22 protein-coding genes are annotated in these 23,213 nt (G+C 48.5%); all 22 read right to left on the bottom strand.

Annotation, left to right across the window (positions count from 1 at the left end; translation table 11 throughout):
• Positions 1-71: 71 nt before the first annotated feature.
• The gene (locus JQM68_RS08050) at positions 72-2,882 is read right to left on the bottom strand and encodes a Z1 domain-containing protein (RefSeq protein WP_235222490.1); all 2,811 of its coding nucleotides are present in this window, start codon (positions 2,880-2,882) and stop codon (positions 72-74) included.
• Between the two features lie 226 nt (positions 2,883-3,108).
• The gene (locus JQM68_RS08045; protein WP_235222489.1) at positions 3,109-3,327 is read right to left on the bottom strand and encodes a helix-turn-helix domain-containing protein; all 219 of its coding nucleotides are present in this window, start codon (positions 3,325-3,327) and stop codon (positions 3,109-3,111) included.
• 447 nt (positions 3,328-3,774) lie between these two features.
• Positions 3,775-5,298, bottom strand: coding sequence for a hypothetical protein (locus JQM68_RS08040; RefSeq protein WP_235222488.1), 1,524 nt, complete (start codon positions 5,296-5,298; stop codon positions 3,775-3,777).
• A 48-nt stretch (positions 5,299-5,346) separates the two neighbouring features.
• On the bottom strand, positions 5,347-5,586 hold the full coding sequence (locus JQM68_RS08035; protein WP_235222487.1) for a hypothetical protein: 240 nt from the start codon (positions 5,584-5,586) through the stop codon (positions 5,347-5,349).
• A 14-nt stretch (positions 5,587-5,600) separates the two neighbouring features.
• Positions 5,601-6,407, bottom strand: a complete 807-nt coding sequence (locus JQM68_RS08030) for an ADP-ribosylglycohydrolase family protein (RefSeq protein ID WP_235222486.1) — start codon at positions 6,405-6,407, stop codon at positions 5,601-5,603.
• A gap of 55 nt (positions 6,408-6,462) precedes the next feature.
• Complete coding sequence (locus tag JQM68_RS08025) at positions 6,463-6,621, bottom strand: hypothetical protein (RefSeq protein ID WP_235222485.1); 159 nt, start codon at positions 6,619-6,621, stop codon at positions 6,463-6,465.
• 68 nt (positions 6,622-6,689) lie between these two features.
• Positions 6,690-6,827 (bottom strand): hypothetical protein, encoded by a 138-nt coding sequence (locus JQM68_RS08020; RefSeq protein WP_235222484.1) that lies wholly within the window; start codon positions 6,825-6,827, stop codon positions 6,690-6,692.
• Between the two features lie 184 nt (positions 6,828-7,011).
• Entirely contained in the window at positions 7,012-7,956 is a 945-nt protein-coding gene (locus JQM68_RS08015) for a 3'-5' exoribonuclease YhaM family protein (RefSeq protein WP_235222483.1), read from the bottom strand.
• A 383-nt stretch (positions 7,957-8,339) separates the two neighbouring features.
• A complete protein-coding gene (locus tag JQM68_RS08010) occupies positions 8,340-10,499 on the bottom strand; it encodes a PHP domain-containing protein (RefSeq protein WP_235222482.1) in 2,160 nt (719 codons plus the stop codon).
• A complete protein-coding gene (locus JQM68_RS08005) occupies positions 10,486-11,295 on the bottom strand; it encodes a helix-turn-helix transcriptional regulator (protein WP_235222481.1) in 810 nt (269 codons plus the stop codon). The genes JQM68_RS08010 and JQM68_RS08005 overlap by 14 nt, the downstream gene beginning before the upstream one ends.
• Positions 11,296-11,396: 101 nt before the next feature.
• On the bottom strand, positions 11,397-11,966 hold the full coding sequence (locus JQM68_RS08000) for a hypothetical protein (protein WP_235222480.1): 570 nt from the start codon (positions 11,964-11,966) through the stop codon (positions 11,397-11,399).
• A 58-nt stretch (positions 11,967-12,024) separates the two neighbouring features.
• The gene (locus tag JQM68_RS07995; RefSeq protein ID WP_235222479.1) at positions 12,025-12,234 is read right to left on the bottom strand and encodes an SPASM domain-containing protein; all 210 of its coding nucleotides are present in this window, start codon (positions 12,232-12,234) and stop codon (positions 12,025-12,027) included.
• A gap of 21 nt (positions 12,235-12,255) precedes the next feature.
• Positions 12,256-12,663, bottom strand: coding sequence for a CFI-box-CTERM domain-containing protein (locus JQM68_RS07990; protein ID WP_235222478.1), 408 nt, complete (start codon positions 12,661-12,663; stop codon positions 12,256-12,258).
• Between the two features lie 2 nt (positions 12,664-12,665).
• Positions 12,666-13,031 (bottom strand): hypothetical protein, encoded by a 366-nt coding sequence (locus tag JQM68_RS07985; protein ID WP_235222477.1) that lies wholly within the window; start codon positions 13,029-13,031, stop codon positions 12,666-12,668.
• A gap of 378 nt (positions 13,032-13,409) precedes the next feature.
• The gene (locus tag JQM68_RS07980; RefSeq protein ID WP_328283725.1) at positions 13,410-15,068 is read right to left on the bottom strand and encodes a DUF4317 domain-containing protein; all 1,659 of its coding nucleotides are present in this window, start codon (positions 15,066-15,068) and stop codon (positions 13,410-13,412) included.
• A gap of 191 nt (positions 15,069-15,259) precedes the next feature.
• On the bottom strand, positions 15,260-15,922 hold the full coding sequence (locus JQM68_RS07975) for a DUF6100 family protein (protein WP_235222476.1): 663 nt from the start codon (positions 15,920-15,922) through the stop codon (positions 15,260-15,262).
• 9 nt (positions 15,923-15,931) lie between these two features.
• Complete coding sequence (locus tag JQM68_RS07970) at positions 15,932-16,462, bottom strand: DUF5697 family protein (RefSeq protein WP_235222475.1); 531 nt, start codon at positions 16,460-16,462, stop codon at positions 15,932-15,934.
• A gap of 101 nt (positions 16,463-16,563) precedes the next feature.
• On the bottom strand, positions 16,564-19,509 hold the full coding sequence (locus JQM68_RS07965; protein WP_235222474.1) for a VirB4 family type IV secretion system protein: 2,946 nt from the start codon (positions 19,507-19,509) through the stop codon (positions 16,564-16,566).
• A 20-nt stretch (positions 19,510-19,529) separates the two neighbouring features.
• Positions 19,530-20,915 (bottom strand): C39 family peptidase, encoded by a 1,386-nt coding sequence (locus JQM68_RS07960; protein ID WP_235222473.1) that lies wholly within the window; start codon positions 20,913-20,915, stop codon positions 19,530-19,532.
• Positions 20,915-22,057, bottom strand: coding sequence for a hypothetical protein (locus JQM68_RS07955; protein ID WP_235222472.1), 1,143 nt, complete (start codon positions 22,055-22,057; stop codon positions 20,915-20,917). The genes JQM68_RS07960 and JQM68_RS07955 overlap by 1 nt, the downstream gene beginning before the upstream one ends.
• Positions 22,058-22,068: 11 nt before the next feature.
• A complete protein-coding gene (locus JQM68_RS07950; RefSeq protein WP_235222471.1) occupies positions 22,069-22,779 on the bottom strand; it encodes a hypothetical protein in 711 nt (236 codons plus the stop codon).
• 157 nt (positions 22,780-22,936) lie between these two features.
• Complete coding sequence (locus JQM68_RS07945; RefSeq protein WP_459558689.1) at positions 22,937-23,161, bottom strand: hypothetical protein; 225 nt, start codon at positions 23,159-23,161, stop codon at positions 22,937-22,939.
• Positions 23,162-23,213: the final 52 nt, after the last annotated feature.

Here is a 23,213-nt window from a genome sequence, read left to right as displayed (position 1 = left end):
TTACTTTTGCCGCAGTGCCTGCGGTTCTGTTTTTGCGCCCTTTTTCGGGCTTCCCCGATTATTACGTTGTTTCAAACTTTTTCCTCAACTTCGTCTTCCTTGTCCTTTTCTGGCAATTGGATAGTCAGCTTTTTACAGAAGTCTTTATTGACCTGATCACCAGGCACACAAATCTGGAGGCCCATGATGTCACAATCAAAGTTCAGGTCCTCTCTGGCTTTACTGTTAAACCGATTCTTCGAATCCTTATCAATCCGGTAAAGAATAAGCAGCGGGATTTTATCTTTGCCTGCAGTTTTACGGATTGCATCAACCTGTTCCTGCTTGGTTATTGTTTCCTGCACATACTTTGGAGCAATATCTGCTACATGGTCACGTAAGGAACGAAGCACACCGATGTCAATCACAGTATTAAGATCATCGTTCAGCTTTCGTTTACTACGATTGACTTTTCCAAGCTGATAGCCCGAAACAATCCAGTGATGAGAATCCTCGGCTTCTTCGCGCACCTTTATCAGCCCGTTTCCAGCTAGAATGACGTTCCAGCTTTCAAGTGCATTCTCTGATGCGATTTGCTTGATCCACTCACAGAAGGCACCGATTTCATTGAACACCCGGGAGCGATTTGAAAAGCTGAATTTGTTGATTAGCAGCTCAGACATGATCTTCTCAAGTTTAATCCCCGTCCAGAAGAGTCCGTTCTGACCTTCAGAAACCATAGGGGTACCGAGACTATGTATAAATGTCTCAACTATTTTAATATTCTTCTCCTGGACAGAGACATCGTTATCGAAGATAAACGTCTGCGGTTTTGCCCCGGAAAAATCCATTTCTGCAGCCTTGGCATTTCGCATATGGTTCTTGGATGTAAGCCTGAGCCAAGAAACTTTGGGAGAGCTCAGAATTCTTGGCCCATACTCCAAAGGCGTCACATCAGAAATCATATATTTTTTCAGATCTGCGCGCAGATCCACTTCAAGCTCAGACAGGAATCTAAACTTATCACAAGTATCTGAAGTCATCCAGATTCTCGGCATAAGTTCATAATTGCGCCGGTATCCAAACCACCGTCCCATCTGCATCAGTGTGTCGGCCTGGCAGGATGCACGCAAGAAGAATGTACTGACCAGTCCTTCGATTGTAAGTCCGCGGGACAATGTGCTGCCGCCAACAATGATAAATGCAGGTGCAGGACTTGGATACGGCTGCATATCAGGATCAGGGTATGCAAGACGGACATATTCGTTTTCACTCGTCATTCCGTTCTTTGAACAGTTATCAATTACCAGATGAAAGCTTCTGCAATACTCAAGATCTCCGCTTTCAGACATCTTGATATGCTTCATGTTTTCAGCAATCAGTTCCTGGATTTCAGGGATTATTTCCTTGAAGGGCAAATAGTCATGAACTTGGTCGACAGGTACACCATACTCACTGAATTGTTCGTGCCACATTGCCTTGGTGATCCGGGTCGTTTCATATTTGTAAACGGCTTCGCAGCGGACGAGAAAGTCTCCGTTCTTTACAGCAGCCTTTGTCCAACGGGCGATAGCCCGCGCAATCGCATCATGATTTGCTTGCTTCTGACTTGTATGTACCAACATGCTGATTGGTTTTTTATAGCCCCAATTCCGCATAGTAGCCACAGCGCAGGCAAACCAACAGATAGCATCTTTCAGGCCTTCAGGGAGGTCAGCCATTTCGCCATCATACAGTTTGGCAATGCGATCCAGATCCTCATCAGTAATAGTCCTCTTGATGTCAAGGCCATCGGGCTTTGCAGGATCATTGAAGCCAAAGATTTGATTTGGGCCAATGTATTCATTGGAGGTTTTTAACGTCCAGATAAAATTGCGCGGATACAGTGACTCCTCTGTGCTTTCGTTCAGGAAGTTCGCATATGGAGTCGCTGTGTACATGACATAGTTCATCGCCCGGACATGTCCGTTTGTCTGCGCGTCTTTATAATGGGTATCTTCAACGAGATGCACAATGAGCTTATTGATACCCTTGCGCTCTTTCTGTGCCTGCTTATACTCAACTGCAGTATTACTGATACTTGCCTGATCTGCCTCATCATCGATAATCAGGATCTTCATGAGATCGTGCGAAGCCTTATCTGCATGGATCCAATCGATCAGATTTTTCAGACGGCTGGCATGTTTCAGGCAAACTGTAAAGTATCTGCTTTGGGCATTCGGCTCAAAATGGAAGTCCTGTGCCCGCTCACCATACTGAGATTTTTTTGACGGATGCTCTATACCTCGCCAGATAAGATTACCCTCCTGGTTAAGGTCTTTCTGCATACGTTTCAGCGTCTGCAGTCGTAAACTTTCAATGGTACCGGACAGAACAATAAACATATTCCAGCCATGGTCTGCAGCCATTGCCATCAAAGCTTCCATATTTGCTGTTTTGCCAGACTGAACATGACCAATGACGAGACCTTTGATAGGCCCAACCTCACGCGTATCACTGCTCAAACGACGCAAAATACCGATTGTCGCATCTTCAAGATCCTGAACAGATTCCGGATTCCAGCCCAGACTTTTTTTGTAAAGCTGCCAGCATGACCTCTCATTTTCAGGAACTTTTAGCCCGTTATCCTGATTGACATCGAATAGAGCTCCATCATTTCCTCTGAAAATCAGATTCTTCTGCTTATCTTCATATTCTTCAATCTCCGAAATCAGATCCTTCCATTCATCCGCAGACAAGGCTGGCCAGTCGTCCTCCACAACACGAGAAGAAAGAAACGCGCTCAGTTCCTCTTCACTACATTTGCAGGCAAACTGCAGTTCCTGCCAGGACGCACCTCGCTCCCGCTTTTTCTGTATCCACTTTCTGCAATCGTCAAAGCAAGGATTATCGTATCTGCTCATAGTATTGTCACCTCGTCAAATTATCGAAATATCTGCCAAACATTATCGAAAGGACGTCGATTTCTGAAGAGTCGAGCCGAGTGATCAGTGTGCCATTTGAACCCTAGAATGTGGGATTCGCTTCACAATTTCGAGTTCGGCCCACGAAAGCTTTTTTAAAAACACTAAAACTCGAGGCCTTCGATTAACAACAATTCTATAGCTTTTACTGTCCCAAAACCCGGACTTATTCCTCAGCTTTTTCCTCCGGCAAGAATTCCATAATATCACCAATATCTGCGCCCAAAGCGGCGCAGATTTTATTAAGCACCGTGAGCGTAACCTCCTCGTCCCGGCGCAGTCTAGTCATCGTATTAGGTGCAATACCGACAGCTTTACGCAAATCGGCTTTGCTCATTTTCTTATCGACTAGGAGTTTCCAGAGCTTATTGTAGGAAATAGCCATACCTTTCGACCTCCGGTCTCAAATATCGACATTAAGTATACCACAGTCCACTTGTTACAGCAAGAGACTCTCGCACCAGGTTGCGACATTTTCTTTTAGCTATTCGTCATCCGATGGCCAATGCCATAATTAGGGGGATTTAAGTAATTGGTAAGTAATTGGTATGATGTACTGCACCGATAATAATGTTCTTCCGAATAGTCGTTTCCATTTGGATAAACAGCGTTTAATAGAAGCAGGAACCTTGTCTTCCAACGGTATTTCAACGGCTATCAAAAACAGCATTTCAAAAGACCGCTTGCCGACATCGGGCGAAACTGGGACACAAGATATTCTATCAGGAACAACAACTGGATCGTCAAGTTCTTCAGGATCTGCAATTTCTTCCCTTCAACTACAGATTCTGGAATATGGATTACTTTGGATGGTACCAAGTACTATGCACTATTAGAAAAATCGTGATTTGAACTGGTTGACCCAAACTCGTCGTTGAGAAGAAACGTCATAATTTGCAATATAAGCCAAGTCACTCTTCCATTCACCGACTGCATTGATCATGTTTGGCTGAGAACTTCTTGTGTTAATTAGCCATTCCAAGTGATTCATAATCTCGGCCTTGGTGAGAGCCCCACTATTCATTATTTCTTTGAGCAAGGCTCGCCGTTGTGCGGTATCCAGCCCATCCAAGCGACTTACGCTATATCCCAATAGATTCAATTCGGAATGCTGCTTCAACTCTCCGAATCCGCTGGTTGAAGTTCCTAATAGGGTCGCCAAGTGAAGCCTCAAATAAGGAAGCCCATATCTCTGCCTGGCGCTTGAATATGTAGCATCATTCATAAAATACATATGCGTGGATCGTTCGTAATAAACAGTGAGTGGTATCGGATAATTTGTGTTTGAACAAGGAATCATGGCCGTAACGGTTTCGTAGTTTTCATTGTTATAATGCTGGATGTTTTTCTGCGCAAAAATGTAAACAGGTTGCGGTGATGATGGATTGCAGAATCGAGAGATAATATTCAGATATTTCGGCGTGTCCGCAAACGAACGATACTCTATGATTTGATACCGTTCTTCTTTATACAAGAATTCTTTATGCTTCGTTTGTACTGCAGCAAGGATGGCAGATGACAGAGCCCGACCAACCCAATAGATTCCATTTTTGGCCGACTGCACTTTCTCGTTGGATACAATAGAAACACATCCTGGTGCCAATCCCCGCTTTTGAGTCCTAATTTTGGCCTGCAAGATCAGATCGGGGAATTGACCGCTGAAACTACTTGGCAAGTCGAGACAAGTCGCCTGCATCGTCTCGTTGGGTAACTTAGACGCTGCTGCCTGTGTCTGTTTCGCAGTTCTCGCGTTTTTCGGAAACTCTTTTCGTTTTGAGATAGCCTGCGCAACTTGTTCCTTGTCATATTTTTCTTTTTCAGTTTTTAACCAATATAGACGAGAACAGTATAAACAACACCAACCGGGTTTGCCGGAATAGCCATGTTTCATTGGCCGCTGTACAAATACAAGAGGCTCACTGTCATACGGACAGACATCTGGATACTTGTCACATATCCTGAGAAAAGCGGGGTGATAAACCATATACGGATTTGCCGACAGGGCTTTTTTCAAAGTGGCGACCTCAGCAACTTTTTTTTGCTTCATAGCCTCCTGTTGCTTCTTGAATTTTACCTTCTTTTTTTCCTCATGAGCTTCTTTCAGTTCGTTTTCGATGCGCAAGCGTTTCTCTTTTTCATAATCTATAGGAAATGCACTGATAAGGTCTGAAAGAAGTTCATATCGGATCCCATCCAAGGAAAAGGCTTTAATGCCTGCCATTAGAACTCGATTGATATATCTTGTTCGACAAAGAGGGCAACAACCGATAACAACCGGAAGCGTATTTCCATGGAAACTGAGCCTTTTATGCTCGATGGTCAATTGCTTGTGGTGAATAGGGCAAAGAATATCCATCAATTTCACCTTCCTATTGATATCGTAGAGCCAACCAATGAGAAGTCATCATGCATGAACAATGTAGAGCGTCGTAGTTTCCTTCCGGAGTTGACTAGCATGCTTAATCGTAGCAAATTGAATAGCTTTCTCAAGAAGCAGGTTTTCACGCTTGTAGTTATCCTCAGAAGGCTTTTTAGATTCCATGATACGCTGTTGACCAGCATCTACCGAATTCATTACCACATTGTCATTCATTTCAGCATTGGTTTCAGCCAGTGCATTTTTAATAATTTCATTTCCAGCCAAGTACGTATCCTTCATCATCGAGTCCCTTTCAAATAACCATCAAAGCGCTCGAGAACTGCTCTCATATCTTCGGGCAATCTAAGTCGGCACTCTTCCTTCAACGCCTCAGGAACGCCGTAAAACGCCTCAGCGATACTTCCAGCAATAGCTGCCAACGTATCGCAGTCGCCGCCCAAAGATACCGCTGTACGGATAACATCCTCGAAATCGATTCCTTCCAGAAATGCGATGATGGCCTCTGGAACAGTCCGCTGACAGCTTTCAATGTGATGGTAGGTGGGACGGATCTCATCACAGGTACGATTCAAATCATAGCCGAAATTCTCCTCAATATAGGTCTTTATCTCGTCCTTGCTGTGGCCAGTACGGGCCAGAAAAATGGCCGCTGCCGTTGACTCTGCCCCCTTGATACCCTCCGGATGATTGTGCGTCACTTCGGCAGAGAGCCGAGCGGCGTGCCGAACCGCATCCAGATTATCATATAGCCAGGCTGCCGAGGAGACACGCATAGCCGAACCATTCCCGAAACTGTTGTACGGCTCGTACCCTTCCAGAAACAACCACATGCCAAAACGTCCTCCATACCCGACGTTTGGATAGCGCTGCCCGAGTTCATGCATAGTCCTGACAATGTTTTCACGGATTGTCTCATCATCCGCTCCTTCCGGGCTATCCATGAATCCCTGTGCAACCGCCAGCGTCATGACCGTATCGTCAGTAAACTGTGATTCTTCGGAAAACAGAGGAAAGTCTTTTGTCTTATCGCCCGCATCAAACTCATACGGGCTTCCGATAATATCACCCAGGATTGCTCCAATCATTTCTTTTCCTTCTTTCTCTTTCCGGTTTTCTTTGTCTCCTCCGCTTCAAAGGCTCTCAATTCATCGTCAAAGCTTTTACCAGACCGTGTTGCATCAACGACATCATCAATAAAAGAGAACAAGCATAACCAATGCTTGGTTTGCGGCTTACCGTGTTGACAATATCGTCTACCTGCATATTGGCGATATCGTTTCGGACAATTTCAAACGGCATATTGTACTCCCATTCTGCAGCAAAGATATCTGCCCCAAAAACCTGACATAGTATATACGGGGTTCATTTCATTTTGGCATTTGGTCATCTTCTTGTTTCTCATTATTCTTGTCACGGAAATACTGAAGCAATGGAATAATTGTGTACTTGATTATCCCTACAGCAAACCCATAAATAATAGCGCCATAGATCAGAATCATAGCCATAAGGAACCACACCTTTTATTTTTCTAATCACTGCCACGATTGCTACCACACAAAGCTACACGAAAACTAATCACTCGATTTATCAGATCATACCACAGGCTACACACTAGTGACATTCAGATACTCCCGTGCCCTTGCAAATCTACCACGAGCGGCGGATCAAATCGTCCACAGTGGAGATGTGTTACGGCTTATAGACACGCTTATCCAGTGCAAATACTCGATTGCTAACCTCGCCCGGCTGTAGGTTGGCCAGGGTCTCACGGTAGATTTCCATCCGGCTATCGATCATATCGATCTGGGAGAGCAGCTCGCTTTCCGCACAGATAGGCTTCACTGCCGCGCCGAATTCAGGTTCCCCGTGATGGGAGAGGATCATGTGCTGCAACAAAACGGACTTGTCCTCAGGGATACCAAGCTCCGCAGCTACGTTGGCAACTTCCTGTGCGCCCATCACGAGGTGGCCAAGGAGTTGCCCCTTCACCGAGTATTCTGTGACGAGGCCGAGCTGAGAGAAGGCAAACTCACTCTCTTTGGCGAAGTCATGCAGGAACGTGCCGGCAAGCAGCAGGCTGCGGTCGATGATATCCCCATAAACGCCAGCTAGGAAATCAGCCGTTTTCATCATGGTCGCAGTGTGCATCAGGAGCCCGGAAATAAAGCCGTGGTGGACGCTTTTGGCGGCCGGGATCGTCTTCAGGGACTCCTTATGTCGGGCCATCATTGTGCTGCAGATCTTCCTGTAATCGGCATCAGCGATCGAATTGATCAGTCTTTGCACTTCGGCCATGGTGGCATCCACATCAATGGGCGCCACCGGGACCAATGCGGAAAGATCATATGTATCGTTGCCGTCAGCCAAACGGATCCGATCAACCGTGATCTGCAGTGCACCTCTGAACTCAGAGACAGTGCCACGGATCTTCACAACATTGCCTTCATCTGCAGAGGAAATGGGACCCGAATAGTCCCATACTTTTATTTCGATGGAGCCGGATCGATCCGACAGGGAGGCACTCAGAAACGGCTTACCGGTAGCGGTCGTCTTGGGATATGCAGCTTTCAAAACATAGTAGCCCTCCACATCATCCGAAAGAGACATCTCTGCGATCAATTTGTCGTATTCCATATAGCATTTTTCTCCTTTTCATCGTGTACCGACCACATCATTTTCTTAGCGTAACGGCCCATAATCACCACACCAACCGCATTCCCAATGGTCACCCTTCACCGTCGCCTGGCTTCCACAGTTTGGACAACGAATCGTCTTCGGCGCTGGTGTATTATGACCAGCGGAGTTTGTGTTGCGCGTTCCAGCACGAACAACGATCACAATCAAGATTATGATTCCAAGAATAATGAAAGCAAGCATAATAGTCTCCTTCCTTTACCCCTCATGAGCATTGCAGGATATCAGTCGTCCCAAGAAGCCTTTTCTTGACATGATTTTACATCTCTTTTTGAGTCATATCAACCGCCCAGCAGATATCTACCTGCTACCGTAACCAACGATCATTCCTGCAGCAGTTGCATTGCCGCATCTATCATCAGGGATTCAGTCACATCCGGATAATGAAGCACATACCACACCAGTCGAATCATCAGGATTGCATATGCAATGGAGTGGCTTTCCGGAAAGAGATATTCCACCTTCTGGCAAACGGCAATAAACCATTCTTCTGCTTTACAGCGCTTCAGCAAAGTTCGCTCTGTTCCTGTAAAGTCTCTTCCCTTTATCTTGCCTCTGCGAACTACGTTCATAAAGGACGTGGTCTCTTCCGGAGATGCGCCTCTTGCCGTAAGGTAGCGATATACATCTTCGCGGCAGGTAATGATCTGTTCGGCTATTATTCTGCCCTCTTGGTACAGTTTGTCCTGGTTGTCAATCCAAATGCCAGTCCCGTGATTCAGGCTCAATGCCCGGCATAGACTTCCAACATCATGAACGTTCAGGGCATCACACATCTCCGAGAACCGTTTGGTTTTCCTGCTGCCTGCAAGCAGGCAAGCAGCATCAATGCCTGCCAATTCTTCTTCAGGCGGTCCGCTTACAATTGCTCGGAACACATCCGGACTGTCCAGCGGAATGGACTTCGAGCGAACACCAGTCTTCCGCTCACATGCCTCTAAAGCTTCCAGTACAGCAGAAGACAGAAGGCGAATATGAGGTACATCAATATTCCAGCACTCCAACTCCAACTCGATTTGCAGATCATCCTGCCTCCGAGTGGTCGGAAGGTGTTCTGTATCCGGCATCCAACACAAAAGCGGCATCGCACCGTGCAACTGGACCTCATTTGCTTCATGAGTGATACGCCAGAAAAATGAGCCATCTTCCCGAAGCGCTTTTTGCTCTTCCGGATTACACCATTCCTGAAAATAGCGGTCCATGATCTCTGTCAGCAGTTCATCATCCTCCACTCGGCGGTCCGTGGGACAGACCTCAACCATTTCCCCACCGCATAGACTTGCGAGCCTCTCTTTCACAATAGAAACAGAATCAGCGGACACGCGGATCTCTATCGACAGGAGGTTATCTCCCGTGCAGAACAGGGAGACAGGGCACAGACCATAGCCGCTGTCCGAGAGAGATTTCGGCAGCGGATCAATATTTGTGATCCCCAGGAGGTAAAGCAGGAAGGAGCTGTTCCAGGTGCCCGCTATCAGCATATAGCGGCCTTCATCAGCCAGCGCTGCACGAATCTCCCGCAGCAGGCGGATCGTGCCGGCTGCACCAGCGCGGTCCACTTGCTCCAGTTCCCAGTTCAATCGTTCCCGGACAGCTTGGTCTACAGCCTGACCGTATTGCTGTTCCAGCTTCTGCGCTGCGTCTTCGCGCAGCTTCTCCACCTCGATTTTATGTCGCCGGAGCCTTCCTTCCCTCAGCAGTTCTCCAAGTGACGGCATTGGCTCAATCATAGAAATGATCTGCTTCGGCCCATCTTCCAGCGCCTGTTGGATCACAGGCTGTTCCTCCGGGAGGATATATAGTTCCCGAAAGCTCTCTGCAATTTCTTCCGGTGGCATGTAGCAAGCAGCTTCCTCCTGCTTGCCCCAAAAATGAGCAATGGCGCAATAAGCATGGTGCTGTGCGCTGTCACAGTACTCTTCCAACGTCGCATTCTGAACGGCACACACCGGGATACGGCACTCCATAGCGACACGGCACAGCTGAGCAGACACATCATAGGGCTCCAGCGGCAATTCTATGTAATCATAGCGCAATGCGGCTTTTTTGATTACTGTATTGCTTCGGCGCAGTTGAATTGCACGGACAAGCTGGCCGTCCATGGCACTTGCCCCCATGAGCAAACCATCTCGATGCTCTTCTATCTGCTGTCGGGTCACACACCGTCCAAAGGAAGCCTCGTTTTCCTTCAGCAATTTTACAAGGTCAAAGATTTGGTCTCTCCCTTTCAGGTTCCTTGCCAGTAAAGTGACTGCATACCGGTCATCCCGATCCATGCAGTCAATCGTTAACCCATAGATCAGAGCAATACCTCTTTTGGCTGCTTCCTGTTCAGCAGACAGGTAAGCCTGGACTGTGTTGCGGTCCGTGATTGCCACTGCCTGGCAGCCATGCCTTGCACACGCAGAAACCATCTGATTCGGTTCAATGAATGACAGCACATCGGAGTACCTTGTGTTTGTATGAAGTTCAATCCAATTCATGTTCATGCTCCTGTTCCAGAATTTGATTGAGACGCCACTCTATCTCTGCCCGGTCCCAGCCGGCTGTCTTAGCCCGCTGATACCACTGGTTGATCTGCTCCCAAACGGAACGCGGGTCAACCTTTTCAACGCCGATTCTCCTGCGATCTGCCGTCCGATTCGTTTTCCCCCACCGGCAACGCAGCAGATGGATCTGCTGTTTCTGCCACTCATCCCAGTGTTCTTTGGTGCCCTCACCTAAAACGGCAGTGAGGATCTCCTCCTGCTCCAGAACAAATTGCAAAAAGCGTCCTCGGTATTCCGGTTCCATACTGCCGCAGCAGGTAAGGAGCTTTCCGAATTCTTCGAGTAATGAGACAGACAATTCCATGGCAGGAAGCTGCTCTGCCTGATGCTCAGGATCAAACCGCATGGTTTGATCGATAAGCTCCAACACTGCGTTTTTCCGGTCCATCAGTTCTCTGCACCTGGCTTCGGGACGATCCTCCCGAGGTGTCTCAAGCCACACCCTGGAATGATCGCTTTTCGGACGGAAAGAGAACACCTGGCGTCCCTGGCAAACACAGCAAAACATAGGCCTGTCACAATAGCTTCGGATAGTAGATCCATCCTGTTCTTCCAGGATCTCAACAGTGACTCCGAACAACATCGCCAATTCTTCTTTTCTCGCCTTTGGAATAGTCTTTGTCCCATTTTCCCAGGCGCTAAGCATCTGACGGGATACATCCAATTCTCTGGCTACCATACCCTGAGAATAGTTGCAGCGGGTCCTGATATAGTAAAGAGCAGTCTTCATTGTGGCTCTCCTTTTCTGGATGCGCGCTCATCCTGATGGTATGGTATCTGTGGTTGACATACCTCGTCAAGATGCAACCAAAGCAGAAGAATGATTATTTCTTAGATTTGCCCGTAATCAGAAAGCAGTTTATCGATAGCCTCTGCATTGCGTGCCCGTTCCCCCCTTGCGTCTTCCAAAAGAGAAGACATGTGATCAGCTAAAAACGTTTCATCTTGTCTTACTGACCACTCATCAAAGAGTCGCACTTTGGGAACCGCTCCATGCTTTAAGAGATACTCGGTCAGATAATAGTCTTCGTCACAAACAGCAATTGCCAAAGGAGTCATCACAGAACCATTCTTCGGAAGCTTACAGAGATTTACATCAACGTCATGTTCAAAGAAAAAGTCCAGCTGCGACAAGATACCGCTCTTTCTCTTTTCCAATGGTATTGTCAGACGAGCATCCAGATGACTTTCCCAAAAATCATAATCATCACTATGACTTTCAAGTTCTCGTTGCTCCTCTGGTGAAGTATCACCTTCGTTTGTGTATCCTTCCAAGAATACACAGAACAGCGACTCGCCATCACCATTTATCACATTCAAATCGCCGCCGAGTTTTACATAATCAACGATTGCTTGAAAATCATATTCGAAAGCGCGGTTGAACAAATCCCGATTCAACATTTTGCATTCACTTCCCAGTTGAAAGCATGCTTCTGAGCAAAACCGCTCAGTTTATCTTCTAGCACTGAGGATCAGCACAGTAGAAACTACCTGTTTCCCCATATGCTACAGCCGGACAGCCTCTGCAATACGGAAGCAGTTCACATTTAGAGCATTTCTGGAACTGGTTATAATTTCGGTACTGCTCCATCGGGCCGATCCAAACGTCCGCCAGACGGTCTATAAGAATATTGCCTACTTTACTTTCAAACCGCCGACAAGCATACAAATATGTGCCACATCTACTTCATTATCTGCCATGATAAGGTGTGTCACGAAAGCCAGCTTTTTTGAGGCGGGTAACAAATGAATCTAAGACCCTTTTGACAGTTTTTTGGAACAGTGATTTAGACCCGAGATGTCTAACCAATCCAGGCGATACAGCGTAATAACTTCGAATAAACAATCTGCCAAGAACGCTTGCCCTGAGAACTTCATCGCGGAATCGTCTCAGTGTCCAGACTTCCGGACAATCATACGAACCATAGACGGCTGTCGCAATATAGCAGCCGTCCGAGCTACTTTTAATAGGGCTGCTGCACTTTTTTGAATTGCGTCTGCCAGCCTCGAAACCCTCATCATAACCTTCTTCATAACATTCTTCGCACTCATCAAAATGGTCATCGCAGAAATCATCGAAATCGTGTTCATCGTACATGATTACACCTCATACTCCAGCTCAAGATCTGAAATCTCGTCATTGAGGTCAGAGATTTGTTCTTCAAGCTGCTCTTTTCTCGATTCCCACCGTTCATACCGAGTCGATAAGATATCATCCGGTTCACGGCACTCCATATCCATCAACTGCTCCTCAAGCTCAGACAGTTCCTCGCGCGAGGATTCAAGTTTTTCAACTCCCGATTCAAACAAGTCTTCACCGAGTTCATTAAAATCGTCATCTTCAGCAGTTGTGTTTTCCTTCTCGTCCGCGCCAATAGAGAATACAATACTCAGTCCGAGCGCCGTTTCAAGCGCATCAGTCGAACCATCGCCATCAAAGTCAAACAAATTGCCAAACAATCCCATACAGATGCTCCTTTCAGTGGTTGTACAATAAAAATACCACCAAGGCTGTCCAATAATACGGACCCAGTCTTTAGGACACGCAAATACCTGATCACCAGATTGCAGGTATATTCTTATCCACCAAAAAAAATGAACAGCCCTCAAATTGAACAAGGGCTGTCCATCTTTGGGAAACACAATTATCCCAGTTAATTGGTACTTCCGAATTTGATTCTATACACCACATATGGCGTGAAATCAGCCCCGCTACGGTAATCTTTTAGTGTAGCAATTTTTAAGTTCAAATCAACTCGACTTTGTTTGTCAGGTCGGACAAATAAGCCACCATTATCTGAAGAATGTATTTTAAATGTTTATGTGGGTATGGTCGATCTTCACTTACTCGCCTTTGACCCGTACACCGAACCCATTGACTTCAATATCCTCGTCTGCGGGAATGAGCAGGTACTTCCGGCCATCAATGATCCTTGTCTCAACCAAGTAGCTATGCTCCGGATCGACCGAAATTGTCGCATCGGCGGTCTTAACTTCAAAGCGGCCGCTATCAATCAGATTGGCCGGGTTCAGCGTTGCTCCATCACCGAACTGAGTGGCACAACTATCACGGAACGCAAGGATCTTCTCCTCTTCCACACCGTTATCGCGCAGGATTGCTGCCGCATCACTGACGGAGAGTTCCAGCGGTTCGGGGGCATGGCTCTCCTTATGCTGTTCAATCTGGTCGCGGAGCCTGTCATGGATAGACTGGACCAGTTCCATATTGCAGGCATCACCCAAAGCTTCGCTGAGAGCATTCTGGAACGCTTCCTTTTGCTCAGCGGCAGACATGGGGGCTGTGGTATGAAATACGCTGTCGATGACTTCCTGGTGGATCTCATCTGCCTTTCTGGAATAGAACAAGGCATTGTAGATATTGGCCGCACGATCGTCAAAGGCTGGGAACAAGAATCCAAGTTCCGGTGCGGCAACGATCTGGCCGGCACAGCTGTGGAACTCATTGTCTCCGGGGAAGAAACCCAACTCCGCTTTGCGCTCCTTCACAGGACAGACACAGCAAACGACATAAGCGAATACGGCATCGGATGCATCTGCATCCATCTCGTCGTTTTTATTCTTATGGGGGACATCGTATGTGTCATGTGCCAGGAGGATGAGGTAGTTGCTGTCCCCAAGGTCAAGAGACTCGATGACTTTTTGATAGAACTCCTCACGGATCTCACCGTCTTTCAGTTCCGAATCGCGCAGTGCCATGAGAAGGCGATGCTCATCGCTGTCAGCTACCTGTTCAGTAGAGAAGATAATATCGATCAGGTTCTTCCCAAGTTTGCCGGAAAGAGCCTTCTTCAGTAGGTTCAAGTACTTCTCAGCTTCGTCCTGCGGGAGAATCCCCATGGATTCATCGATGTATGAAACGATTTCACGGCTGCTATTGACAAAACAGCCATAGATACGGCTGATACCAGTATAATAAAGGAAGTAACACTGCCTTCCTTTTACAATGATGCCTATCGTTCGGGAACTCTTGGAAACAGATTCCGGCGAGTACTCTTCAATAGCAGTTCGCAATTCATGAGGCACATAATAATAGGCGCATTGTGGATCAGGGGTGATGGAGTTCTTTGCACGCTTTGCGGGAGACATGAGTGATGGCTTCCTGGACTGCAGGATCTCAGCGCCTGCAGCATTGGCCATGACCGTTCCAATCGCAATGGCATGGAGACGTAGGATCTTTTCAATCCATGCATGATAGACAGGGTCGGAATTGCTGATGCGCGAATGGATCATTGCCCATGCCTCAGGATCATGTTGTGCCACATAATCAAATCCCTTTTCCGTCAAACTCAGAGACCGAATCACATGCCGATGATGCTTCTTCCGAAAGAGCTTTACATAACCCTCTCTGATTGCCCGATACATGACTCTCCGATTCCACTCAGCACCCCCACCGATACGCACCGCCAACTGAGCAGGAAACTCAATGCAGTAACCGACGAACCACAACAGTTCAAGAAGACGATCATTTTTACAAGTAATCATAGGCACTCCAATCTCAATAACAAGGCTGCCCAGAGGCTGCTCCTGTCAATTCCAATCATTCGAACATGCAGCAAAAAACTGCCCAAGCCAAAAACACCCAGGCAAAAATCGCACATCGAATCACTGCCTATTTCTGCGTTCCTTAAGTTCAGACAGTCGAAGTGCGCCAAATCACTACCTATTTCTGCCCTTCACTCAGAGCAGAATTTGGTAGTTGATTTGATGTGGGTTTTGGCCCATGCAGGAAGGCTTTCCGGACGCATGAGATAGAACTCCGTGCAATCCCGGTCAGCCACCTGCGTTGCCTGCAGAACAGTGCAAAGCAGGCCGCTGTCGTTGGTCAGCAGCATCGACTCGATGACATCCAGATAGCGTTTTGTCTCGATGTTATCGTAATCACGAATCCGCCTGATTCCGAGTGCTTCATCATACTGGTGGACAATGCAGATCGCACACGCTCCAAAGCGCTCCATCGGATTCTCCTTGAGAAAGTCAAGCAGCGCATACCGCAGAGGACGTGTCAGAAACGCTTGATTGTCACGCTGATTCCGCTTGGGAAGGATCGCAGGAACTGTAATTTTGATCCAGTCGTGGCTTTCTTCGATTTTGATTCCGAGAAGGTCAGCAACCTCACTGTAAAACGGGGCCACATCGTCGTGAACCGTTCTCGCAGTAAGGTTTCTCAGGGACACCGTTGATACTTCAGCGCCACGAACCAGACCGAACAGCTTCTGCTGGGGATTGAACTGCTCAATACGCTCAAGGTCATTTGCAATCTGGAAAAGCTCGTGACTGATGCCATCGAAGTCAGATGCGACTTGCCTCATAAGGAGGATATATTTGGGGTTTTCCATGTCGGCACCTCACAGTTGATAGATTTGCTCTACGCCATCTGATCCCACCAGTAAGCCGAAGTCATTGGCAGACCTTGGAATGATTTCATCCAGGAAGGCCAACTTATCGACCACAATCAGCCGAACAGTCGCCTCCGGGATTGAAGCGCGAGCAACATTGATGGAAGGGATATTGTTCCGACTACCGGGGATCAGGTCATAATCCTTGGCAGCCGATGAGAATGAAAGGATGGCGGGCGGCTCACTTGCACAGAATTCCTGTACTTTATCTCGCATTTTGATGAACGCCCAGAATGTCATGACCGACTCAATCGTCTTCTTGTGGTCCAAGGAGTAACGGCTGGTCGCGAGATATTGGCCATCCGGTGAAAAGTAGGCCAGACCCTCACGCCGAAGTAGCGAGAGAGCCTGGCCGTAGGCACGGTTGCTCATATGATTGAAGAGCAATCGCATCTGACGCTGTTCAACGACACCGAAGATGGTCAATAACCTGATGATCACGGCCACCTCATGCCCTCGAACTTCATTTGCGAACTTCATTTTAAGCTCCTTTGTGTAGACTTAGAAAACCGCATAGTGTAGAGAAAAAATGCTGCTACGCATAATGTAGACGAATTGTAAGTGCGACGGAATGTGCGTTGTCAATTCTCGACATTATGTGTATTCTGAGCCAGTTTTTCACGGAGTATCTGGTTCAGCTCCATGCGATCCGTAGTGATGAGCTGCTTCTCCAGAGGGGAAGCCTTGAACGAAACAGTGATATGGTTGGAATTGGTTGAGATCAGCCCCTGCCCTCGCTCAAAGCGGGTGATGGACATGATCTCAGCATCGGAGAGATGAAGGATATTCTGGACTCGTCGGGCCTCATCATCCTCCAAATTCAAAATGATTTTGGTCTTTGCAACATTCAGGATGCCTTTGCCGAAACGGCTTCGATCCAAATCACCGATGTCCTGTGTGGCTGCCACAGCAGATCCACCGTAGCCACGGATGATCTTGAAAATCTCCTGAACCCATTCGCCAGCAAGCGCTTTCGCGTTGTTGGGGTTATTGGTGTCATCGTCTCCGATCAGTTCCCATGCCTCGTCAATGAAGATTGCCTTCTCTTTGGTGCGGTTCTCTTTCGCCTTATCCCAGACATAGTCAAGCGCCACAAACATGCCGACAGGAAGAAGTTCGCCGGTCAGCTCCGAGATGTCCAGGACAGTATAGGGATTATCCAGTTGGACGTTCGTGTGTTGGTTGAAGGTTTTAGCGGATCCGTTGACCAGGCGATTGAGGATATTTCCCATCCTCTTTGTCTCTGGGGATTCCATGAGGATCTCATAGACATCACCCAGGAGAGGCATCTCACGGTACTTCTCAGGATGTTCCGGATCGATCAGTGAGTCGTTGTTGTGGGTAATTCCCTTCTTCTCGTAAGTGCGGATAAGCGCCTCATCGAGCAACTGCCGCTCCTCATGGGAAATATCTGGAATCAGAAGGGAGAAGAAAATGTGAAGCTGTTGGATCTTCTTGGCCAGAATGGAATTCTCGTTTACGACACCGTCAATTAGCTCATTCGCACTCTGATCCTGCTTGCGTATCTCGCAGACATTGATGCATTGCTTCGAAGCAGGGCTGATGGAAATGAACTCGCCACCAATGTTGTTGCAGGCTCTGAGGAACTCATGGCCCTTCAGAGGAGCGATGATAAACACTTGCGTACCCTTGCGCCTCATTCGTAAGGCAATCAACTGGAGGGTGAAGGTCTTGCCGGCTCCGGAGGTGCCAAGCAGAACCATATTGGCATTTTTGTAGGTGCGGCTGTTGAAGATATCAACGATGACCAGACTGTTATTGTGCTGATTGACGCCCAGCAGAATACCGTTTTCATCGCTCATCTCAAACGAAGTGAATGGATAGCAGCTTGCAGCTGATGATGTGAGCATATTCCTTTTACTGGTCTCGAAGAGTTTCTTGTCCAGCTTACAAAATGGCAGAACAGAGAGCAACGCCTGCTCCTGTCTGAAACGGCAGATTCGGATATCCATATCCTGAGAAATCATGAGGCGACGAACCTCGGAAATACGCCATTCCAGATTCTCAAGGGTGTCTGCGGTGATGGTAACCAAAGTATTGCAGTAGTAGAAATCCTCGTAGTTGGCGAGGCCTTCTTTCAGAAAGTAGCCGGACCGGATTGCACTCTCGAAGTCATCGAAGTCTGTATTCGTATCCGAGGCATCCTTGATGCGGCTTCGGTTGATCCGGATCTGCTGGCCGAGCTTGGTCTGAATTCTCTCTTTCGGTTCTCTTGTAAAAAAGAAATCCACATCGATTCCTTCTCCGGCATTCACCAGGATGCTTGTCCATCCCGCAACAACACGAGGGTTGTAGCCTTCTGAGGGAACAAGCAGATATGCGTGGTAAACACCGTCCACCACTACATACGACCCATGCGTCAGGTCAATGGACTCAGGTGCCAGGACGCTCTTCAACGGGATTGGAACAGAAATGTCTGTGTCTGGACGGGCTGCCTGAAGCTCTCTTACGCGCCGTTCAACCGGCTTCAACTCGCAGGTGGCACGGTTAAACACGGTATAGATGATCTCCATGAGGAAGGCATTTTCGTCCTCATGAGCGACCACAGCGTTGTCGCAGTGCAGGAAATACTGCCTTGCTGTCTGAACCGCAGTTTCCAGCTCAGAGACAATCTCAGAGTACTCAGGCTTACGGTTGGTCACAGCCTCATACTCAAAGATAACCAGGAAACGACGGGTGATCGCCTCCCGTGAGCCAATTGTCTGGATGAGGTGGTAGTAGTCCAGCTGCAATTCCCTGCATTTGGGGTTTTCCTCTGCCTCCATATCTCTCTCAATCGTCCTGAGGTGCTTCTCAATGTCAGCCTTCTTAGTGAGAACCTTGATTTGAATTTTCACCGGAGAGATCTTCATCCAGCTCGCGAAATTGGCAACGATGTTTTTTTGCTCAGAGACACTGCGAAGCAGAAAGTTAATCGGCTCAACCTCGATTACACGGATATATCGACCATCCGTGGTCTCAATGATGCCATTTCTGATATCCTTGACTGGGATAAAGTCTTCCGCCTTGGGGGGCTGTTTCTTCTTGGAAGGCCTGGAGGTTTGCTTGGAGGTATGCTTTGCAGGCTGTCTGGGCTTTTTGCGCCGCTTACGCTTTTGGGGCTTTTGCTTGATGCGGATCCCCAATTGCTCAGGAGGCGTGTGCTGCGCAGATGCCGGATTTGCCTTGGGCGGCTTGGTTTCGGGCTCGGGCGCTTGGGCATCGGAACGGTATAGGGTTCTGCGGTGGATGAGCCACCTCAGCCAGTTGACCACAAACTCGGACAGGGAATCGCCCTCAAAGCCCACTACTGCGAAAATACCCAGCGGCAGCGAGATCAGGCAGAGAAGGATGATTCGTGTAGTAAGTGAAAGGGGCAACTTGATAATGGGAAAGCCTGATAGTAAAACGAGCACGCAAGCCTCAATAGCATTGCGTGCTCGAATCATGCCGCCAAATAAGCGCCCACTTGTTAGAAAGTTTGGCGGGATATAGTAGATATCCCGTTCTTCATTCGGTTTGCTCATATTTGGCCTCAATTCTGCAATTAGTTACCTATGATCCAGAAAGGACCACCTGCGCCAGCAGTCTTGCTGGCTTCATTCATGATGATGGCGAGATCCCAGGACTTCTCAGAGCGCTGATAGCTGGCTGGGTCGGCAACGAGGATCTTGCCACCAGAAGTGCAGCCGCGAAGGACGATAAAGTGTCCGCTGGAGGTAAAGTGGCCCTTTGTCATAAGCGCCACAACCAGTTTCCCGTCCGTCAGGGCATCCACAATGCGCTGCGGTTCAGATGCCGTACATCCTTCGACAGTCAGCCCCCAAGCTTCAGCAGCCCCGGGAATGAGTGAATGGTAGGAACCACTGCCGCTGCACCAGTAGCCGTTCTCGTAAGCCCATTGGGCCATGTGCGGTGGGTCAACGGTCTCGGATGTAAGGCTGGAGACAACGATAGACATCGAAGTAGGCCCACATGCATAGCCTCCGATCGTATCTGTACCATAGGGCTCATACTTCCAACGCTCGTCCAGCTGGTTGTAATACACAACCTGCGTGGAGCCATCTGAAAATACAACTCCATCATAGGAAAGGCCCATGGCAGAGAACTCGGTGTCGCTGAGACCCTGATAAACACCATCGCCCAGAAGGACTGTGAGGTTCTGTGCATATTGACTTGCCAGGAGTTTCTGAGCGTCAGAAAGGTGAAACACTTGGTCGGCAAAGTAGGCCTCGCCATTATAGGCGATGGTGTAAACTCGAATCGTCTCGTAAGTGGTCTCGGAAGTTTCACCCTCGGATGAACCGTCCTCACTCGTTTCCGCCTCTCTATCCTCAGAAGAGGATTCGGAGGTCACTTCGCGCTCTTCATCAGTATAAGTGAAGGAATAGAGCTTGCCCTTGTTTGCCGAAAGCAGTTCCTCCATGTCTTCTTGCGAGATAGAGGCTGCGTCAGTGTCTTTATAGGCACAATACTGGGAGACAAAAGCGTTGGCATTGAACACGACATCAGATCCGAACGGATTGTTGATCTCTTTCCCATCACAACCGGAAGCAGCAAAGTCAGCTTCGATACGATCGAGCACATCGGTCAATCCTTCGGAAAGGATCATGCTGATACCGCTGTTGATATCAGTCATATTCTGTATCAAGGCAGCATTATCACTGATACCGTTGGGCGTATCGGTTCCATCTCCCAGAAGTGAGCCAAAGATCACGGACGGCAGCATTGCAACAATGATGATAGGGAGTGCGATCAGCGCCACAATGACTACTATCCATTTTTTCGAAGTCTTCGCGGCCTCAATAGCGGCACCGTGGGCACCACCTACTGCGGCTCCTTTTGCGATATTCGCAATCGCCTTGCCGGTCTTAGCAGCGCCGCCAACTGTGGATTCGACAGAAGACTTCTCCTGCCTGGTTTCATCACTCATCAGATTTTGTCCTTTCTTTTCGGTACAGGGGGCATTTGAGAAACAATCCGTTCATCATACTTGATCTTGTCATCCGCCCCTTGATACGGGGTCTTCTCAACGACGGGTTGTGCGTATTGGCGGTACCAAGAGGCACCGTCTACGGTCTGCACGGTTTCATATGGGCCGGTTGGAGGCATGTACTGTTCAGCACTATACATGGCAAACTCGCGATCGGATTGCCCATCTGCTGAGACCTCATGTCCGGTAATCCGACCCCCACCAATCTCGACATCACGGAACGTGGGCGGAGTGCTGGCTACGGGAGTACTCCCGCCGCTTGCAGCCCTCTGCTGCTCAACACCTGCCGTATTGGCAGAGGCACCGGGCGAAGTTCCAATACTGCCGCCCTGGGTGGGCACCGCGATGGGAGAAGCACCCGCAGCGGTTCCACCGTCAAGCGTCACTTCATCCCCAGCAGGGCCCGGCGCAGTGGGAACGGAAATCCCTCCGTCAGAGTTGACTTCATTGGCTGCAACGGAATATCCCATGTAACTGCTCAGAGCCTCCGAAGCCTTCTCGCCAGTGATGGAGCCAACCGTAGAAATATTTCCTTTTGCGACTGCACCAATGACACTCGTAGCAAAATGACCCCCGTTTTTCAAGCTGGAGCCGAACATTGCGCCACCGACTAAACCGCTCAATCCAGAGCCGGATCCGGTCGCACTTGCGGCAGCGGCATTCCCGGCTGCGCGCCTTGTGACGCTGACAATGCCATTTCCTCCGCCAGTAAACGCTGCACCAGCGGCTTGACTGCTCCCTTGCGTGTTGTGCGAAGAATGCCGATTAAAGGCAGTTCCGCCCAGGGCACCGGCTGCCGTTGCAATCCCACGGCCGGCAACCAGGAGTTCTGCCAGCATACTTCCACCGGTTCTTCCAACATTGACTCCCAGAGAAGCCATAAAACTATCGATTTTTTGGCTGACTTTTAAGAAGCCAATTGCGCAGAGGAACCAGATGAAGACATTGCCGGCAACTTCTTCACGACTGGATGCTGCGATGGCGCTTTCCACTTCGCTCTCATCGATGGCAAAAGCAGTTGTGGATAGTGCAAACAGCAGCAATACCAGCAGCAAAGGCATCAATACTCTTTTTCGTTTCATCGTTCTCCTCCTCAGATGGACAGCGGGTTGGCTAAGAATGTACCAACCATGCTGGTAAATAGCCTCAAACACCATGCATTCATGATCAAGAGGAACAACTGCCCTCCGAGCATCCGGCACCATGCACTGAACACATTCGATGTGCTCTCGGCGGCACCCGTTGCGAATGCAATTGGTGCGGTGTAGACGAGGACACCGACCAGGATGTATCTTTCTGCTGCCTCAAAGAGAAGTTTGATAAAGTTCCATGCAATTATAATCACCAGGATGATGACAATGAGACTCACAGATCCGGATGCGAGGCACCCGATGATGACAGTGAGAACGCTCCCGAAACTTGCAAAATCAATTGGAGGCAGAGCGGTGTCAACGATCCAACTGTAAGGCGTTCCAGCAATATTGAGGATGATCACCATGATCTGGTCAGCAAAAAGCGCCAGAAAGATGAAGATGATCGATTTGATGGAGAGCTTGATGGGATCCTCCGCACTGAGGCCCACACCAAGCCCAAAGTTTTTGAACAATTGCCACACCAGGTTCAACAGGATGAAGCCGACAGCGATGGCTACGAACACATCGTAGAGAGTCTCTGCGGCAGGAAAGTAACGCAAGAAAGTGCTCATATCACAGCCAAGTGCGCCAAGCACAGAGCCGGTGACCAGATCCAGCAAGTTCATGATTTGCGTGGCAATCCATTCAACAATGCTGTCTAAGATACCCATGTAGCACCTCCTGCATCACATCAGAAACAGCCGAACTCGTTGTCGTGGCTGTCTTCAGGCAGGAAGTATGCCGCCGTCAGGCACATGGCAATGCCTGCGACAATTCCGGATACCAAACAGATGATGTTCTTCTTCATGTGGTGTTTCTCCTTTTCAATCAAGGTGTCCAGGTGCCACCGGCGAAGAAAGGCGTCACATAGGCCATGATGAAGCCAAGGCTATTCAAAATTGCCCAGGTGATGATGATCCGTTTCAGCCAGGCACGGGACTCATCGACTGTCCGTCCGGATCTGGAGAAGTTCATCAGAAGGAGTGCAACTGCAGCAGTCACAACCGCTGCAACCGTGCTGATGCCCAGGATCTGCGTATACACATCCTGCATGATTGCGCTCGCCTTCGTCCAAATGGTATCAGCGGCAAAGGCGCGTGTCGAA

Origin of the sequence: Oscillibacter valericigenes (genome assembly GCF_021531435.1) — a bacterium.
Taxonomy (GTDB): Bacteria; Bacillota; Clostridia; order Oscillospirales; family Oscillospiraceae; genus Oscillibacter; species Oscillibacter valericigenes_B.
Note: the sequence above shows the minus strand (reverse complement) of the source record. Positions and strands in the feature narration are given on the sequence as shown.

Excerpts from the sequence above, each read along its gene's own strand:
- JQM68_RS07955 (WP_235222472.1), bottom strand. The coding sequence starts at position 22,057 with ATGAAACGAAAAAGAGTATTGATGCCTTTGCTGCTGGTATTGCTGCTG.
- JQM68_RS07945 (WP_459558689.1), bottom strand. The coding sequence starts at position 23,161 with ATGCAGGATGTGTATACGCAGATCCTGGGCATCAGCACGGTTGCAGCG.
- JQM68_RS08030 (WP_235222486.1), bottom strand. The coding sequence starts at position 6,407 with ATGATTGGAGCAATCCTGGGTGATATTATCGGAAGCCCGTATGAGTTT.
- JQM68_RS07950 (WP_235222471.1), bottom strand. The coding sequence starts at position 22,779 with ATGGGTATCTTAGACAGCATTGTTGAATGGATTGCCACGCAAATCATG.
- JQM68_RS08040 (WP_235222488.1), bottom strand. The coding sequence starts at position 5,298 with ATGGATATTCTTTGCCCTATTCACCACAAGCAATTGACCATCGAGCAT.
- JQM68_RS07965 (WP_235222474.1), bottom strand. The coding sequence starts at position 19,509 with ATGAGCAAACCGAATGAAGAACGGGATATCTACTATATCCCGCCAAAC.
- JQM68_RS08005 (WP_235222481.1), bottom strand. The coding sequence starts at position 11,295 with ATGAAGACTGCTCTTTACTATATCAGGACCCGCTGCAACTATTCTCAG.
- JQM68_RS07985 (WP_235222477.1), bottom strand. The coding sequence starts at position 13,031 with ATGGGATTGTTTGGCAATTTGTTTGACTTTGATGGCGATGGTTCGACT.
- JQM68_RS08010 (WP_235222482.1), bottom strand. The coding sequence starts at position 10,499 with ATGAATTGGATTGAACTTCATACAAACACAAGGTACTCCGATGTGCTG.
- JQM68_RS08020 (WP_235222484.1), bottom strand. The coding sequence starts at position 6,827 with ATGGCTATGATTCTGATCTATGGCGCTATTATTTATGGGTTTGCTGTA.
- JQM68_RS08025 (WP_235222485.1), bottom strand. The coding sequence starts at position 6,621 with ATGCCGTTTGAAATTGTCCGAAACGATATCGCCAATATGCAGGTAGAC.
- JQM68_RS08000 (WP_235222480.1), bottom strand. The coding sequence starts at position 11,966 with ATGTTGAATCGGGATTTGTTCAACCGCGCTTTCGAATATGATTTTCAA.
- JQM68_RS07975 (WP_235222476.1), bottom strand. The coding sequence starts at position 15,922 with ATGGAAAACCCCAAATATATCCTCCTTATGAGGCAAGTCGCATCTGAC.
- JQM68_RS08050 (WP_235222490.1), bottom strand. The coding sequence starts at position 2,882 with ATGAGCAGATACGATAATCCTTGCTTTGACGATTGCAGAAAGTGGATA.
- JQM68_RS07970 (WP_235222475.1), bottom strand. The coding sequence starts at position 16,462 with ATGAAGTTCGCAAATGAAGTTCGAGGGCATGAGGTGGCCGTGATCATC.
- JQM68_RS08015 (WP_235222483.1), bottom strand. The coding sequence starts at position 7,956 with ATGGAATACGACAAATTGATCGCAGAGATGTCTCTTTCGGATGATGTG.
- JQM68_RS07990 (WP_235222478.1), bottom strand. The coding sequence starts at position 12,663 with ATGTACGATGAACACGATTTCGATGATTTCTGCGATGACCATTTTGAT.
- JQM68_RS07960 (WP_235222473.1), bottom strand. The coding sequence starts at position 20,915 with ATGAGTGATGAAACCAGGCAGGAGAAGTCTTCTGTCGAATCCACAGTT.
- JQM68_RS07980 (WP_328283725.1), bottom strand. The coding sequence starts at position 15,068 with ATGATTACTTGTAAAAATGATCGTCTTCTTGAACTGTTGTGGTTCGTC.
- JQM68_RS08045 (WP_235222489.1), bottom strand. The coding sequence starts at position 3,327 with ATGGCTATTTCCTACAATAAGCTCTGGAAACTCCTAGTCGATAAGAAA.